General features: G+C 35.7%; 15 protein-coding genes. 4 read left to right on the top strand and 11 right to left on the bottom strand.

Annotated elements, in window-relative coordinates; translation table 11 throughout:
* Window positions 1-3 precede the first annotated feature (3 nt).
* The gene (locus tag DN410_RS06485; RefSeq protein WP_149175870.1) at window positions 4-675 is read right to left on the bottom strand and encodes a response regulator transcription factor; all 672 of its coding nucleotides are present in this window, start codon (window positions 673-675) and stop codon (window positions 4-6) included.
* On the bottom strand, window positions 668-1,642 hold the full coding sequence (locus DN410_RS06490; protein ID WP_149175871.1) for a YncE family protein: 975 nt from the start codon (window positions 1,640-1,642) through the stop codon (window positions 668-670). Before DN410_RS06490 ends, DN410_RS06485 begins: the two co-directional genes overlap by 8 nt.
* 127 nt (window positions 1,643-1,769) lie before the next feature.
* Here DN410_RS06490 and DN410_RS06495 point away from each other — a divergent pair, with 127 nt between their 5' ends.
* The 4 genes from DN410_RS06495 (at window position 1,770) to DN410_RS06510 (ending at window position 7,036) form a co-directional block, all read left to right on the top strand.
* Entirely contained in the window at window positions 1,770-2,894 is a 1,125-nt protein-coding gene (locus tag DN410_RS06495) for a CdaR family transcriptional regulator (protein WP_149175872.1), read from the top strand.
* Window positions 2,895-3,011: 117 nt separating this feature from the next.
* Window positions 3,012-4,424 carry a glycolate oxidase subunit GlcD gene (gene glcD, locus DN410_RS06500; RefSeq protein ID WP_149175873.1) on the top strand — a complete coding sequence of 471 codons (1,413 nt, stop codon included), beginning with the start codon at window positions 3,012-3,014 and terminating at the stop codon, window positions 4,422-4,424.
* Window positions 4,421-5,749 carry a (Fe-S)-binding protein gene (locus DN410_RS06505; protein WP_149175874.1) on the top strand — a complete coding sequence of 443 codons (1,329 nt, stop codon included), beginning with the start codon at window positions 4,421-4,423 and terminating at the stop codon, window positions 5,747-5,749. The genes glcD and DN410_RS06505 overlap by 4 nt, the downstream gene beginning before the upstream one ends.
* Window positions 5,750-6,214: 465 nt before the next feature.
* Complete coding sequence (locus DN410_RS06510) at window positions 6,215-7,036, top strand: CAP domain-containing protein (RefSeq protein ID WP_149175875.1); 822 nt, start codon at window positions 6,215-6,217, stop codon at window positions 7,034-7,036.
* A 40-nt stretch (window positions 7,037-7,076) separates the two neighbouring features.
* Here the strand turns inward: DN410_RS06510 and DN410_RS06515 are convergent, their stop codons facing one another.
* The 9 genes from DN410_RS06515 to potA form a co-directional block, all read right to left on the bottom strand.
* Complete coding sequence (locus DN410_RS06515) at window positions 7,077-7,682, bottom strand: DUF1648 domain-containing protein (RefSeq protein ID WP_149175876.1); 606 nt, start codon at window positions 7,680-7,682, stop codon at window positions 7,077-7,079.
* A gap of 91 nt (window positions 7,683-7,773) precedes the next feature.
* Window positions 7,774-8,697 carry an RluA family pseudouridine synthase gene (locus DN410_RS06520; protein ID WP_149175877.1) on the bottom strand — a complete coding sequence of 308 codons (924 nt, stop codon included), beginning with the start codon at window positions 8,695-8,697 and terminating at the stop codon, window positions 7,774-7,776.
* 98 nt (window positions 8,698-8,795) lie between these two features.
* On the bottom strand, window positions 8,796-9,212 hold the full coding sequence (locus tag DN410_RS06525) for a histidinol dehydrogenase (RefSeq protein WP_149175878.1): 417 nt from the start codon (window positions 9,210-9,212) through the stop codon (window positions 8,796-8,798).
* Between the two features lie 101 nt (window positions 9,213-9,313).
* A complete protein-coding gene (locus DN410_RS06530; protein ID WP_149175879.1) occupies window positions 9,314-11,506 on the bottom strand; it encodes an MMPL family transporter in 2,193 nt (730 codons plus the stop codon).
* Between the two features lie 108 nt (window positions 11,507-11,614).
* On the bottom strand, window positions 11,615-12,262 hold the full coding sequence (locus DN410_RS06535) for a phosphatase PAP2 family protein (protein ID WP_149175880.1): 648 nt from the start codon (window positions 12,260-12,262) through the stop codon (window positions 11,615-11,617).
* Window positions 12,263-12,321: 59 nt separating this feature from the next.
* A complete protein-coding gene (potD, locus tag DN410_RS06540; RefSeq protein WP_149175881.1) occupies window positions 12,322-13,371 on the bottom strand; it encodes a spermidine/putrescine ABC transporter substrate-binding protein PotD in 1,050 nt (349 codons plus the stop codon).
* A gap of 38 nt (window positions 13,372-13,409) precedes the next feature.
* Window positions 13,410-14,210 carry a spermidine/putrescine ABC transporter permease PotC gene (gene potC / locus DN410_RS06545; protein ID WP_000714187.1) on the bottom strand — a complete coding sequence of 267 codons (801 nt, stop codon included), beginning with the start codon at window positions 14,208-14,210 and terminating at the stop codon, window positions 13,410-13,412.
* A 6-nt stretch (window positions 14,211-14,216) separates the two neighbouring features.
* The gene (potB, locus tag DN410_RS06550; protein WP_071709917.1) at window positions 14,217-15,065 is read right to left on the bottom strand and encodes a spermidine/putrescine ABC transporter permease PotB; all 849 of its coding nucleotides are present in this window, start codon (window positions 15,063-15,065) and stop codon (window positions 14,217-14,219) included.
* Window positions 15,062-16,045 carry a spermidine/putrescine ABC transporter ATP-binding protein PotA gene (gene potA, locus DN410_RS06555; protein WP_000720332.1) on the bottom strand — a complete coding sequence of 328 codons (984 nt, stop codon included), beginning with the start codon at window positions 16,043-16,045 and terminating at the stop codon, window positions 15,062-15,064. The genes potB and potA overlap by 4 nt, the downstream gene beginning before the upstream one ends.
* Window positions 16,046-16,136: the final 91 nt, after the last annotated feature.

Raw genomic sequence — 16,136 nt, forward strand, 5'->3', positions numbered from 1 at the left:
ATGTTACACCTCAAATTTATAACCTACACCCCAAACCGTTTGAATGTAGTTTCCACTTTCTCCAAGCTTCAAACGCATCGTTTTCACGTGCGTATCTACTGTTCTTGTACTTCCGGCATAATCATATCCCCATACCTTTTCAAGTAATTGCTCCCGGCTGAATACTTGCCCTGTATGTTGGCAAAGAAAATATAGTAAATCAAACTCTTTTACTGTAAGAGAAATCTGTTCACCATTCGCCTCAATTCGCCTACTTTTTTCATTAATAAGAATCGGTCCAAATTGAACTTCCTCTTGCTGCTCTTGCTTTGTATATCTTCTTAACACAGCTTCCATACGAGCAATTAATTCACCAGGACTAAACGGCTTTACAATATAATCATCTGCTCCCATACGTAAGCCGTTCACCCGATTCCACTCTTCACCTTTTGCTGTTAAAAATATAATTGGTACATCTGACGTTTTTCTAATTTCTTTACAAACTGACAGTCCATCCATTTCAGGCATCATAATATCTAGCACAACGAAATCATAATGATCCGATTCTAATTTTGTAAGAGCCTCTTTTCCATTTTCGGCTTCTCCCCATTCGTATCCGAAATTATCTAAGTACATTCCTACAAGTTGTCTCATATCACTTTCATCATCTACAACTAGCACTCTATATTTACTCATTACCCTTCCCCTCCCTCTCTATTAATTGAAACGGTCCTTTTCCGACTTTAATTGTTTGTTTTATTTTCATATCCTTCATATCCATAACACACACTTCATCACTGTCATAACTCGCTACGTACCCTTCTGTTCCACTCTTCAAAAATGCAAATGGGTTTGATCCTACTTCAGCAGAAGCTACCTCTATATATGTGCTACTATCAAACTTCCTCAGTGTATTCGAACCGTGGCTTAATGCATATATGTACTTTTTATCCTTCGTTATATTTACAGGCATAAAAGGAGCATGTAAAGAACGCACCATTTCGCCACTCTGTAAAGAATACACTAATACTTTCTCATTCACTTGATTTCCATCACCATGTCCGCCAATCCATATTTCTTTCCCATCAGGACTAACCGTCGCTCCAGTTGATGCTGGCGGAATCATAAAGGACTGTATAATTTCTTTTGTCTTTGTATCAATTGTCGTTAATTTCGTATCATAAAAGTTTAATACAGACAGTTGGTTATGATGCTCTACCATCGTTATTGGCCCTTTTCCTGTTGATACACTCCCTGTCTCTTTCCCTTTTATCGTAAAGAACCTTACCCTTTGGGCAGTTTGATCGGCAGCGAATAATTGCTTTTTATCTTCTGATACGACTACATTCACAATGCCTTTTCCAGTTTTATATTTTTCCACTTGCCTTCCTTCTGTTAGTGAATATACATACATGTACTCTAATTGCTTGCCGTATATAAGTATTTCCTCGCGGTTTGGAAGAAGTGCAATTCCTGCCATCGGCTCATTTAGTTCCCATGTCGTAATTAACTTTTTAGTTTGTTTATCAATAAAACTAATACTACCTTCTTTTATATTCGTTGTTATAATAACATTTTTATCTTTAGCAATTGGTGTATAGGAACTTCCTTGACACCCTACTAATAGAAATAAAAAACAGAGAAGAAAAACATACTTTCTCAAAAGATTCCCTCCATCTTCGGATGATTTCGCTATAATTGTAAAATAACAAATAAATGTGTGGAAAGTGTGAAATTTTCCTTTCTTGCTTCATTTACATATATAATGTACAACAAATAGAATTTGAGGTGTGTCAATTATGCTTTTTCCTGATTTAGCGAATAAAATTGTACGGGAAGTACGCAGACTAATTACTGAAAATATTATTATCATTAATATACAAGGTCTTATTATCGCTAGTACAGATGCAGAAAGAATCGGTCAATTTCATGAAGGTGCACTCCGCTGCGCGATACAAAAGAAAACCGTCATCATTACACAAGAAGATGAACAGCGGCTACAAGGCGTAAAAGCTGGGATGAATCTTCCTTTACTATTTCATGATGAAGTAATCGGTGTCATTGGAATCACTGGAGAACCTGAAAACATTTCACAGTACGGCGAAATATTACGTAAGATGACCGAACTATTAATTCACGAAAACTACTTTTTAGAACAACTAGAACTTGAGCATCGTTCGTATGAAGCATTTGTCTTTGATTGGCTTCAAAATACAGACTGGTCTCCTAGTTTTCTCGATCGTGCAAAAACACTTGGTATTGATTTATATAAGAAGAAACAACTTATTTTGTTCTCTATCGGCCAAAATGACACGATGCTCCAGCGTAAAATTTGGCAGCATATACGCAATACATTAACAAAGGAACATCTATTTGTTCGCTGGGGAAATGATCGCTTTATTTTATTTACAGCAATTAACTCCAAAGAGCATACTTACCAATTTTTAAAACGGTTAAAACAAGATTGTGAAACTTTGTTTTCTATTTCTTTATATATTGGAATTGGACAAACAGTTAAGCCAAGCAATATGAACATCTCATATGAACAAGCATTACGAGCTCTTTCTGTATCAATTGAAACAAAAAAAATTGTATTTAATGAAGATTTACGTTTAGAAATGTGCTTACAAGATATTTCTGTTGAAACGCGGGAGCAGTTTCTAGAGCGTACTATCGAAAACTTATTATCATCTCCTGAGCTTATGCACACTTTACGCTTATTTATCGATTATAACCAATCTTATAAACAGACAGCTAAGCAATTGCATATACACATTAACACATTGCACTACAGGCTTAAAAAAATTGAGGAGTATACAGAACTTGACCCGAAACAATTCAAAGATTTAAATGTTTTATACTTCGCACTCCTTTTGTTAGATAATCATACAAAAAAGATCGATAAAAAAGAGTAATCTTTAGTTGATTATACATAGAAAGAATCCCTCAACTTTTTTATCATTATAATGAAAACACTGTTACAACGTTTTTTATTATGACTAACTACGTTAACAGTTTGAGGGGGATTTCCAATGTTAGAAAAGCAAATTATTGATTCATTCGTATCCATTGTTGGCGAAGATAATGTAGATACATCGAATATGGGGCGTTTAACTTATAGTTATGATGCCACTCCAAACTTCCAAGCAATGCCTGATGCAGTCATTGCTCCTCGTAATACAAATGAAGTAGCTGAAGTGTTAAAAGTATGTAACACTCAGAAAATACCTGTGTATGTTCGCGGATCTGGAACAAATCTTTGCGCAGGAACATGTCCACTTGAAGGCGGTATCGTCCTTCTTTTCCGCCATATGAACAACATTTTAGAAATTGATGAAGAAAACTTAACAATTACTGTTCAAGCGGGTGTTATTACACTTGATATTATTAAAGCGGTTGAAGAAAAAGGATTATTTTATCCGCCAGATCCAAGTTCGATGAAGATTTCTACAATCGGTGGAAATATTAATGAAAACTCAGGTGGGTTGCGCGGATTAAAATATGGCGTGACACGTGATTATGTAATGGGACTTGAGCTTGTTTTACCGAATGGCGATATTATTCGTACTGGTGGTAAATTAGCAAAAGATGTAGCAGGTTACGATTTAACACGTCTATTTATCGGTTCTGAAGGAACACTTGGTGTGGTGACGGAAGCGATATTAAAACTTGTTCCTATGCCTGAAACGAAGAAAACGATGCTCGCGCTCTATGAAGATATTAATGAGGCTGCTCGTGCTGTTTCTTCTATTATTGCAAATAAAATCATTCCAGCGACACTTGAGTTTTTAGATCAACCAACAATTGAAGTAGTAGAAGAGTTTGCACAAATCGGTTTACCAACTGATGTAAAAGCAATTTTACTAATTGAACAAGACGGTCCACCTGAAGTTGTGAATCGAGATATTGAAAAGATGGCTAACGTTTGTCGTTCTATGAATGCAGTTGATGTTCGCGTTGCAAAAGATGAAGCAGAAGCAGACGCCCTTCGTACAGCACGCCGTAGTGCTTTATCAGCACTTGCAAGATTAAAACCTACTACCATATTAGAAGATGCAACGGTACCACGTTCACAAATCGCTCCGATGGTTGAAGCTATTAATGCGATTGCAAAAAAATATAATATTCCTATTTGTACATTTGGACATGCTGGTGATGGTAATTTACATCCAACTTGTATGACAGATGCTCGCAATGAAGAAGAAATGCACCGTGCTGAACAAGCCTTTGCTGAAATATTTGCGAAAGCAATTGAACTTGGTGGCACGATTACTGGTGAACATGGTGTCGGTGCGATGAAAGCTCCATATTTAGAAATGAAATTAGGTAAAGAAGGTATTGCAGCTATGCAAGGTATAAAGCAAGCCTTCGATCCAAATAACATTATGAATCCAGGAAAAATGTTCGCGAAAGACTCTCGTAAAAGAGTGGTGGTTGAGCGATGACCACATTAAATAAAGAAAACATTCAAAAGGAATTTAAAGAACGATTAAGCGAAGATGAACTACTAAATTGTATGCGATGCGGTTTCTGTTTACCAACTTGCCCTACTTACATTCAATCAGGTTATAAAGAATCACATTCACCGCGCGGACGTATCGCATTAATGAAAGCAGTCGTTGATGGTTTAATTGAACCAGATGAAGATGTTGAAAATACATTAAACGTCTGCCTTGGCTGTCGTGCTTGCGAACCTGTTTGTCCATCTGGTGTGAACTATGGACATTTATTAGAAGAAGCTCGTGATATTATTAATCAAAATAAAAAGTTCTCAATGCCAGTGAGAGCTGTTCGTAAAGTCGTGTTTGAAGGACTATTCCCGCATCAAAATCGAATGAGAACATTAACAGGCCTAATTGGATTTTATCAACGTTCTGGTTTACAAACGCTAACACATAAAACAGGGATTATGAAGTTATTCCCTGAAACACTTGCAACGATGGATCTTGTTTTACCAAAAGTCCCTAAAATGAAAGCAATGAAAGATCGTCCTGCATTTTTACCTGCTGAAAGTACAAAGAAGAAACAAGTAGCATTCTTCACAGGCTGTTTAATGGATACGATGTTTTTAGAAACAAATAACGCAACGATGAAACTTCTTCAGTTAGCTGGTTGTGATGTCGTTATTCCGAAAACACAAAACTGCTGCGGGGCATTACATGGGCATGCTGGTGAAAAAAGTGGAGCAAAAGAATTAGCGAAACGAAATATAAAAGCCTTCGAAGATTTAAACATCGACTATATTATTACGAATGCAGGTGGTTGCGGAGCTTACCTCGTAGATTATGATTATCTTTTAAAAGATGATCCAAAATGGGCTGAACGTGCAAAGCAATTTGTTTCTAGAATTAAAGATATTACTGCTATACTAGTAGAATTAGATTTCCATAAACGAAACGACTTACGACTCACGCCACAAATCATTACGTATCAAGACTCTTGTCACTTACGCAATGTTATGCGAACATCTTCTGAACCTCGTATGTTATTAGAAGCAATCCAAGGCGCAACATACCGTGAAATGAAAGATGCGGACCGCTGCTGTGGTTCTGCTGGTATTTACAATATTGTTCATTCAGAGTTATCAATGGAATTTCTAGATTACAAAATGGACCGTGTACATGAAACAGACGCAGCAACCATCGTTACTGCAAATCCAGGTTGTCTATTACAAATGAAATTAGGTATTGAGCGTGAAGGCATTTCTCATAAAATGAGAGGAATTCACATTGTAGGTTTATTATTAGAAGCAATTGAAACCAACTCGTAATAAATCGTAACATACGTAATAATAGGAAAACGGCTATCTCCTTCGTCTATGTAAAGAGATAGCCGCTTTTTTGTCCGCTACAACATTAAAAATATGTTACTTTATTATAAAAAAGAACAACAGAAACATTACAGTTTTGTAAAGATCAATCCATTATATTCCTCAAAAAAACGCTCAAACCATTGATACAATGGGATTCCTCATTTTTAACATAGGTAGATTTATCCAAAAAAACACTCTTAAAACCAAGTATAAAAATGCTGAAAATTCCTTTTATACTCTATGTTTCTCTTATTTCTCCCCTTTCCTCTCCTTAGGATAAATTAGGTAATTTTAAAGTCTATGAATTTTTTTCCATCTTTTTTCTCGTAAATTGTGTGCTACGATGAATTTGTCAGTTAGACAGGCTGTCAAAAACAAATCGTGTGAAAACAAATTAAAACTTTATATAGGGGGACACACATCATGAAAAAGCGTGTTTTATTATCTGTAGCTGCTGCAACAGCTCTTACTCTAGGAGTATCATCTTTAGATGCACAAGCTGCAACAGTACAACCATCTAACATAAAGGTTCAAAATATTCAGCATTCAAAAGTGATGATGAAACAAATGAGCCAACAAGAATTACAAGCATTCTTACAATCTATGGGAGTTGAATCATTAGCACAATGGCAACAAGCTAACTTCCAACCAAACTGCTTCGTTCCTGGTCAACAACCTACTGAAAATGTTGTAACTGAGCAACCAACAGCTAAACCAGAAACTCAAAAGCCAGTTGAGCAAAAACCTGCTGAACAAAAGCCTGCTGAAGAAGTTCAAAAACCAGAAGCTTCAAAACCAGCTGAAAATAATAACACTCAAAACGAAACACAAAAACCTGCTGAAAAGCCTGCTGAAGAAGCAAAATCTTTAAGCGAGTTCGAACAACGTGTTGTTGAATTAACAAATGCTGAGCGTGCAAAACAAGGTTTATCAGCTTTAAAAATCGACACTGAATTAAGCAAAGTAGCACGTATTAAATCTGAAGATATGCAAAAAAATAACTACTTTGATCATAACAGCCCTACATACGGGTCTCCGTTTGACATGATGAAGAAATTTGGTATTTCTTATACATCTGCAGGTGAAAACATCGCTCAAGGCCAACGTACACCTGAAGAAGTAGTACAAGCTTGGATGAACAGTGCTGGACACCGTGCAAACATCTTAAATAATGGCTTCACTCACATCGGTGTTGGCTATGTAGAAAACGGTAACTACTGGACACAACAATTTATTACGAAGTAAATAGATTAAAAGAGTCTTCTCATGATGAGAAGACTCTTTTTTAAGTTTCATAACTTTCTATTATATATGAGTATAAAATGTAGAACATAAACAAAATAGAACCACAGCTTATTACACTAAGTAACACATAAAATCCCCATCTCAAGTTCAAAAACAATGAAATTAATATACCACATGCCATACCTTGAAAAATCCGCCTGCTCACTAGACGAATCTTTTGTAATTTAATTGGATCTTTCTCCGTACTCTTAACCTTTTTAAACTCTTTACTAAGCATAAAAAGAAACATACTAATTCCAATCGTTAGTCCTGTCTGAAAAGATATAATGCTTCCAAAATTAATAAAGAGAATGAGCATATGGATAAACAACATAAATAAAGTAATCGTTTTTATAAATCCACTTATAATGAAATGCTCTCTTTCATTAAACTTATATATATTATGTGAAATAATATACACGAATCCATGTAAGAAAATAATAAGACAAGGAATAAATAATACTACAACTTGTTTACTCATAAACTCGTTCGACCCGCCATTTTCATTCCAATGCACTGCCATACGGTTTGGTAAATATGGATAGAGGCATAGAGTAACTAAGAGACAAGCGCAACATATTCCTAGTATATATTTATATTTGACCAAGTGATTCTCACCTCTCTTTTCTCTTAACGGCTTCGCTTCTTTTAGAGAAATTCCTGCAAAAATCTACTTTTCTCAAATTAATATTTACATTTTACGCATTCACTCTTTGAAATTCTTTCATCATATTGTTTAATTTTGTAGGAAACGGTACATCAACTTCTATCTCTTCTTTCGTAATTGGGTGTAGGAAATTAATTTTCATTGCATGTAACGCTTGCGCTGACATATATTTTGTTTGTCCACCATATAATACATCCCCAACTAACGGATTACCATTATAGCTCATATGAACACGAATTTGATGTGTTCTACCAGTTTCTAATTGTAACGTGACGAATGTTATATCTTGCTTCTTAAAGTATTTTTCTACTTTATAGTAAGTGATAGCTCCATCCCCCTTTGGAGAAACACGGCGCCTCGTAGCATGATGTCGATCCCTTCCAATGGATGCATCAATTGTTCCCTGCTTCTTTTTTACTTTCCCTTCAACAAGCGCCGCATACGTTCTCTTAATTTTCCGTTCCATTAATAAACGATCCATAATTGCACCCGCAATTCTATGTTTTGCGAATACAACACCACCTGTTGTATCTTTATCTAAGCGATGAATATGACGAACCTTCGTCTCTAAACCTTGCATTTGAAAATAAAACGCAACAAGGTTTGCAAGTGTTCCTGTTCCACCTTTTTCAGCAGGATGCGTATCCATTTGCTCTGGTTTATTTACGATGAGTACGTGATCATCTTCAAATATTACATGTAACTCACCATATTCGGGTTCTACACCGTACTCCTCCTCCATAAACATATGAACTTGCAATTTATCGCCCTCTTTTAAAGGTTCATTCCATCTTCTCTGTTCCCCATTAACAGTAACACCTTTTTCCATACGAAGCTGATGTAATAATTTTTTCGGTATTTCCCATTCTACTTTTAATAACGATTCGATACTTATACCATTCCATGTAGCTGGAACAGTCATTTCGCACCATTCGCCCTTTTTCTTTGTTTCCATATTGTATCACCTTATTTCTATTGATTCTCTCATTGTAACGGAAAACACACTTTGATGCACCGCCAAAAATAGAGGACAGTCTTATAGTAGACTGTCCCTCACGCTCTAAGCCTTTTCATTTCCTGCAACAATTCTTCAGCTTTCTGTTCATACGATAAATCTTTAAAGAAATCCGCCAATCGTTTATAGTCGTTATACGTATCTAATAAATCATCCATCTTTTCCACTTTCATCACTTGGTGTTTTTGCTTCATTTTTACTGGATAACGATAGCCTGATACCTCTTGAATTTTATAATACTCATCCTCTACTTGAATGACCTTTACAAGTTCCTCTTCTTCGGCATCCATCGTGTACCCGTCAAATTCTCTAAGCAGTTCATAAATGATATGAGTCCATTCATCCTTTGGATAAAATCCTTTTTCTAACCGATAACCGACAATGCGATACATATGCCCATCATTCTCAGCAAACTGTACTGTATCATTTAACTTAAACTTAAAATAACGAAACATTGCCTTCACCTACTTGTATGTATTGTTCTTATCACATACTATTTGCAAAATGTAGGTCTTGCTATTCATAAAAAAATACTCATCTTATAGATGAGTATTTTTTACGATGATTTTTCTCTTTTCTTTCGAAATGGTAACCACCAGTTCCAGTCTCCAAACAATTTCATTAAACTTGGTACGAGCATAAGGCGAATAATTGTTGCGTCAAGAAATATCGCTAATGCAACACCCAGCCCCATTTGCCTTACTGGTAAAATATCAGTAAATGCGAACGCACCAGTTACAACAATCATAATTAAAGCAGCTGACGTTATAATTCTACTCGTTGAAACAAGCCCTTCTAACGTTGCTTGATCATTATCTCCTGTTTCTTCATAGAGCTCATGAATACGTGAAATAAGAAATACTTCATAATCCATGCTAAGCCCAAATACGAGGCCAAAAATGAAGATCGGTAATACAAAGAGAACAGGACTTGCTTCTAAACCAAAATGACCACCTTCAAATAACCAAACAACAATTCCAATTGTTGCGCTTAAACTAAGTATATTCATAATAATAGCCTTAATTGGAATGAGTATAGAGCGAAATGCAAATAATAATATAACAAAGGTCGATCCAAATATAACAGACATACCAATTACCACATTATCTTTAATTTCATCTTCCAACTCTTGTTGGAACGTCGTCATTCCGCCTAGATAGTACGTAACATCTGTTTCTTTATAATTCTTTTTAAAATCACGAACCCACTGTTTAGCAGTTTCAGTACGTGGTTTTGTTTTCAAAAAGATTTCTATCGTTGTCTTATTTCCTTTCGTGTACGCTTCAAATACAGGAGCTAGTTTCGCTGCTTCTGGCGACTGCAATATTCCAGCTACTTGATCTGCTTTCATTCCAGTTAATCCGTCATATAAACTTCTTACTTCATGTACTTTTTTATCATCTTTTAACTTTTGAACGACTTCTTCTATCTGTTCTAAACTTTCTTTTTCTTTCATATCTTTTTTCGTTTCTACCACTAACGTAACATCAGCGTGTGTTTTAACAGTTTTATTGAATGCTTCTTCATACTTTTCATATGCAATCCTTGTATCACTCTGTTTAGGTAAAGCTTCCACGTCAGGGAACTGCAAATTCGCAGTACGTAACGGCAATAAGCAAATAACAATAAATGTTGTAACAACAATAATCATTGCGATTGGATGTTTCATTACAAATTGCGCAAATGTACGCCACGCCTTTGCCGGCGTATGTGCTACTTGATTCTTTTTTAATATTCTTTTACCGATTAACGATAATAGCGCTGGAAGAAGTGTGAGTGAGAATACAATACTCATAATCACAACGATCATTCCGCTAATAGCAACAGACTGAATATAATCTATTTTAAAGAAAAACAAACCAGACAGTCCGACAAATACACATAATCCCGAAAATACGATAGCGCGACCTGCTGTCTGATATGTAATTGCTATCGCTTCTTTTACCGTTCGTTTTGCAACTTCCTCTCGATAGCGATTTACAAATAATAGAGCAAAATCAATGGATAGTGCCAGTCCAATCATCGGTGCAACATTTAATACGAAAATAGATAGTTCTTTATCGCTACCTATGAAATATAAAATGCCCATTGTACTAATAACACTAAGCGCTCCATTTAAAATTGGTAAAATAGATGCTAAAAGACTACCAAATGAAAATAGTAATACGAGGAATGCAATGGGTAAGCCAATCATCTCTGCTACCTTTAAATCATTTTGCGTTCTTTCATTAATCTCTTGATTAATTTTAGGGAACCCTGTAGGTGTGACCTTTAGCGTCTTATTACTTTCTTTCTCAATTTTATCAGCAAATTGTAACGTCTGTTCCATTCGTTCTTTATTTGTTTTCCCGGAAAATAAAATCGTCGCATAACCGATATCTTTTTGTAACATTTCTTTATTTTGTATTGGGTGATGGAAAGATTCATACGTCTCTTTCTCTTGAATGCTCTTTACTATTTTCTCTATTTGCTTTTGGAATTCCTCATGTGAAGCATTCTTATTTTTTTCAAAAACGAGTAGGAGTGTATCTTGAGACCTTTTAAAATCTTTATCTAAAATTTCTTTCGTTTTTTGATAGTCCCCTTCTGTTTGAAAACCATCACCGCCTAATACTCCTGGAAGCTTTGGAGCGAAAATACCGAGTGCTATTGCGAGTAATAGTAACGCCACAATTACCGTATAACGAAACTGATATAAAAAAGAGCCTAACTTCCCCCATCTATCAACTTTATGTACATTTGTCTTCACACATTTTCACCTACTTTAAAGAATTCAACCGTCATTTATACTGTATCACATCTTCCTACAAACAAAAAACGTCTAGAAAAACTAATAATAGTTTTTCTAGACGTTTTTCTATCTCTCGTTATTAAGCCCAAACCTCTCGGTAAGCAAACGATGAAAATAAATTGCTATGACTAGCAAAATACCACCGAAACAGTAACCCGCTAAAATATCAGTTGGATAATGTACATTTAAAATGATTCGACTTAATCCAATCCATACGATTAATATACCTAGCAAAATCGTAATAACATATTTCCCCGTTACACCCTTCAAATTTGCAGCAATGATATAAGCAAGAAAACCAAATGTCATAATAGATAGCATTGCATGTCCACTAGGAAAACTATATCCAAGTGCGTCCAGCGCTTCATTTAATGACGGACGATCTCTTTTCACAATTTCTTTAATCCCTTTATTAACAAGATGTGTTACTAAAATACCTAATGGATACACAATCATCGCAGCATAATAACGCTTCTTCCAAAAAACAAGCAAACTTATAACAAGCGTAGTTATTATCCCAATCTCAGACCCCATCTTTGTAAAATATGAGAAAAATGTAAGTGAGCCTTCTGTCTGTAACCCTTTTACCAATCCACGGACATATGTATCCATCACTGTAACGCCACCTGCATGTACTCGCCAAGCAATAAGGCTAAATACAACAAGTAATAAACCGATACACATTACCTCATATTGATGTAACTTCTTCTTCAAACGATTTCCTCCTACTATGAAAAAATGCGATTTCTACGTTAGAAACCGCATTCCCTTACTTATTTACCTTTTGTTTTTAACTCTGTCCAATAACGATCGTAGTCTTTTAACTTATCGTCTACATCAACAAGCCATTCTGTACGATCTAATTCTTCTTTCGTTAAGAAGATCATATGATTATCACGATATTCTTTACTGTGAAGAGGATGAGCTTTTTCATTCGGATTACTGTAACCAATTGACTCGTAGTTTTTCACACTTACTTTTTCATCTAATAAGTAGTTCATAAACTTCTCTGCAAGCTCTTTATGTTTCGCACCTTTTGGAATCGCTAACGTGTCAGCCCAAATTGTGCCACCTTCTTTTGGTACAACGTATCCTACATCTTTATTGTCTTTCGCAATAAATGCTGCGTCTCCAGACCATACAGTCCCAATCCAAGCATCTTCTGTAATAAATTTCTGTTTAATATTATCTGTATCGAATGCTAATAAGTTTGGAAGTAGCTTCTGTAAATCAGTTGAAGCTGTCTTTAACTCCGCATCAACTTTCGTGCTATTTGAGAATCCATTCTTTTTAAGTCCCATTCCTAGCACTTCACGAGAATCGTTTAATAAAGTAACATGCCCTTTATATTTCTCGTTCCATAAATCTGCCCAGCTTGTAGGTACTTCTTTCACATACTTTTTATTGTATGCAATGCCTGTTACACCCCAAGTATATACTAGAGAATACTTATTCTCTGGATCAAATGCAGGTGTTTTAAAGTTAGAAACAAGGTTCTCAATGTTCGGGATGTTCTTCTTGTCTAAAGGCTCTAGTAAGTCCATCTTCGCCATTGTTTTCACCATGTAATCAGATGGCTGAATTAAATCATACGTTGCGCCGCCAGCTTGTAATTTTGCAAGCATTTCTTCATTACTTGCATATTTGTCATAATTGACTTTCACGTTATATTTCTTTTCAAAATCTTTTAAAACTTGCTCATCAAAGTTATCAGCCCAACTATAAATATTTAATTCTTCTTTCTTCTCACCACAGCCCGCAAGTACACCTGCAACAAGGCCGAAGCTAATAGCTGCGCCAGCTAATGTCTTCACTAATTTCATCAGTTTATTACCTCCTCGTACTTTCTATATCATTCGTATTATAAAGGAAGGTGTCCTCCAGAGTTTTCTTCACCATCTGCACCTTTGTTACGGAAGATTTCAGATAGAACCATTAATCCTACGATAACAACAATTAAAATTGTAGAAAGAGCATTAATTTCAGGTGATACTCCGCGCTTAACCATACTGTAAATGTATAATGGCAATGTTGTTGATCCTGGTCCTGATACGAAGAAACTAATTACAAAATCATCAATTGATAATGTGAATGTTAATAATGCCGCCGAAACAACTCCCGGTGCAATTGCTGGAAATGTTACATAGCGAAACGTTTGCCACGGTGTTGCTCCTAAATCATTTGCGGCCTCTTCTAAATCACGTCCCATACTAGACAGACGCGCTGCTAAAATAACAACAACAAATGAAATACTAAATGTAATATGCGCAATAATAATCGTTACTTGTCCAAGTTCCATACCTAATTGACTAAATAAGATTAGTAAAGATAATCCCATTAAAATATCAGGAATTAAAATTGGTAAGTATACAAGACCATTAATTGCCCCTTCAAAACGATATTTATAACGGTGTAAGGCAAGTGCAAAAAACACACCAAGAATTGTCGTTACAACCGTCGTTATAACTGCAATCGTCATACTATTTATAAACGCATCAATAACATCTTGTTTTTGAAATAAATCTGTATACCAATGGAATGTAAAACCTTCCCATTCCGCATTAATGCGCGAATCGTTGAAGGAATATACCATTAAAACCATCATTGGAAAATACAAAAATAATAAAATTAACCAAGAATAAGAAACTAAAAACTTCTTCATCTTTGCCTATTCCCCTCCGTTTCCATCATATTTATATACTTTCGTTGCACGATAATATAAGTAAATTAACAGAACAGAGAATAGAACAACAATCATAGATAACGCGGAACCAAACGGCCAATCACGCGAGCCTAAGAATTGATTTTGAATTACGTTTCCGATTAACGCTACTTTCGATCCACCCATAACGTCTGATACAACAAACATTCCGATAGAAGAGACGAATACTAAAATAGAACCAGTAACAATCCCTGACATCGTCATTGGTACTGTTACATTCCAAAACGCCTTTACTGGTGTTGCTCCTAAATCATAAGCTGCCTCTAGCTTACGCTTATCCAGCTGCTCAATAGCCGCATACACTGGTAAAATCATAAATGGTAATAAAGAATATACCATTCCCAGTATTACAGACGGTGTATTATATAATAAATTTAAAGGTTCACTAATAATACCTAATTTCAATAACAATGTGTTTACAAGACCTTGTGAACGTAAAATAACAATCCATGCGTATGAACGAACAAGGAAGTTAATCCAGAACGGGATCGTTGCCAATAATAAAAGGATAGAACGATATTTGCGATCAACAATTGTAATTGTATAGGCAAATGGATAACCAATTACTAAACAGAGTACCGTCGTAATAACCGCGATTTTTACCGTTTCCCATAACGTCCCCATATATAATGGATCAAACACGCGCACTATGTTATCTAATGTAAACTTCATTTCCACTGTCCCGTATGCTCCGCGCTGCATGAATGCAAATGCGAGTACGAACAGAAGTGGAATTAGGAAGAAGAGTAACAGCCATACGACTGTAGGTAATGCGAGTAATTTCCCTTTTTTCAATTTAAGGTCACCTCGTCCTCTTGCTCCCAGCCTACATATACATTATCTCCAATGCTCCACTGTGCTGCTTCTTCAGCAGTTTGATATGCCATTAGTAATTCTGATGTTTTCTCATCACGTACATAAAGCTTTTCCATATTTCCAACAAACTCAATATCTTCAATATGTCCAAGATGGTATTCTTTTAAAATTGGCTCTTCAACCGAACGAACCTTTACGTTTTCAGGGCGAATTGCTACGTAGCTTTCCCCATTTTTCACAATATTATTTTCACCGATGAACGTCGCAACGAACAATGTTTTCGGTTGATTATAAATCTCTTTCGGCGTACCGACTTGTTCGATATGCCCTTTATTCATAACGACAATACGATCACTCATACTCATCGCTTCTTCTTGATCGTGCGTTACGTATATGAACGTAATTCCTAAATTACGCTGTAAGTTCTTCAATTCACGTTGCAAATCTTTTCGTAACTTAAAGTCAAGCGCTCCAAGTGGCTCATCTAATAATAATACGCGTGGGTTATTAACAATCGCTCTCGCAATTGCTACACGCTGCTGCTGTCCACCCGAAAGCTTCGAAGGTTTACGATTACGAAACTCAAGTAACTGCGTTAAACGCATTGCCTCTTCAGCACGTTCTTTCTGCTCTGCTGCTGGTACTTTTTGCATTTTCATACCGAAACAAATATTTTTCTCCACACTCATATGCGGGAATAATGCATAATGTTGAAACACTAAGTTCATATGACGCTTATATGGTGGCAAATCGTTAATTCTTTCATCATCTAATAAAAGATTCCCTTTAGTTGGCGTTTCAAAACCCGCGATCATACGAAGTAACGTCGTTTTCCCGCAACCACTCGGTCCTAAAATTGTTAAAAATTCTCCTTCTTTAATATCTAAAGAAAGAGGTGGGATAATCACTTGATTTCCAAAATGTTTTTCTACTGCTTCAACTTTAATGATCTTTTTCATTTTCCCGTCCTATCTACCTTAAATTTTAATTTTTATATTCATGAATAAATATTTATGTTCTATAGACTATTTTTTGTTTCGATCCAAACAA

Source organism: Bacillus sp. SH5-2 (genome assembly GCF_008368905.1).
In the GTDB taxonomy this organism is placed as follows: domain Bacteria; phylum Bacillota; class Bacilli; order Bacillales; family Bacillaceae_G; genus Bacillus_A; species Bacillus_A luti.

Excerpts from the sequence above, each read along its gene's own strand:
- DN410_RS06525 (WP_149175878.1), bottom strand. The coding sequence starts at position 9,212 with ATGTTTCGTTATTTTAAGTTTAAGTTAAATGATACAGTACAGTTTGCT.
- DN410_RS06510 (WP_149175875.1), top strand. The coding sequence starts at position 6,215 with ATGAAAAAGCGTGTTTTATTATCTGTAGCTGCTGCAACAGCTCTTACT.
- potA (WP_000720332.1), bottom strand. The coding sequence starts at position 16,045 with ATGAAAAAGATCATTAAAGTTGAAGCAGTAGAAAAACATTTTGGAAAT.
- glcD (WP_149175873.1), top strand. The coding sequence starts at position 3,012 with ATGTTAGAAAAGCAAATTATTGATTCATTCGTATCCATTGTTGGCGAA.
- potC (WP_000714187.1), bottom strand. The coding sequence starts at position 14,210 with ATGAAGAAGTTTTTAGTTTCTTATTCTTGGTTAATTTTATTATTTTTG.
- DN410_RS06505 (WP_149175874.1), top strand. The coding sequence starts at position 4,421 with ATGACCACATTAAATAAAGAAAACATTCAAAAGGAATTTAAAGAACGA.
- DN410_RS06520 (WP_149175877.1), bottom strand. The coding sequence starts at position 8,697 with ATGGAAACAAAGAAAAAGGGCGAATGGTGCGAAATGACTGTTCCAGCT.
- DN410_RS06485 (WP_149175870.1), bottom strand. The coding sequence starts at position 675 with ATGAGTAAATATAGAGTGCTAGTTGTAGATGATGAAAGTGATATGAGA.
- potD (WP_149175881.1), bottom strand. The coding sequence starts at position 13,371 with ATGAAATTAGTGAAGACATTAGCTGGCGCAGCTATTAGCTTCGGCCTT.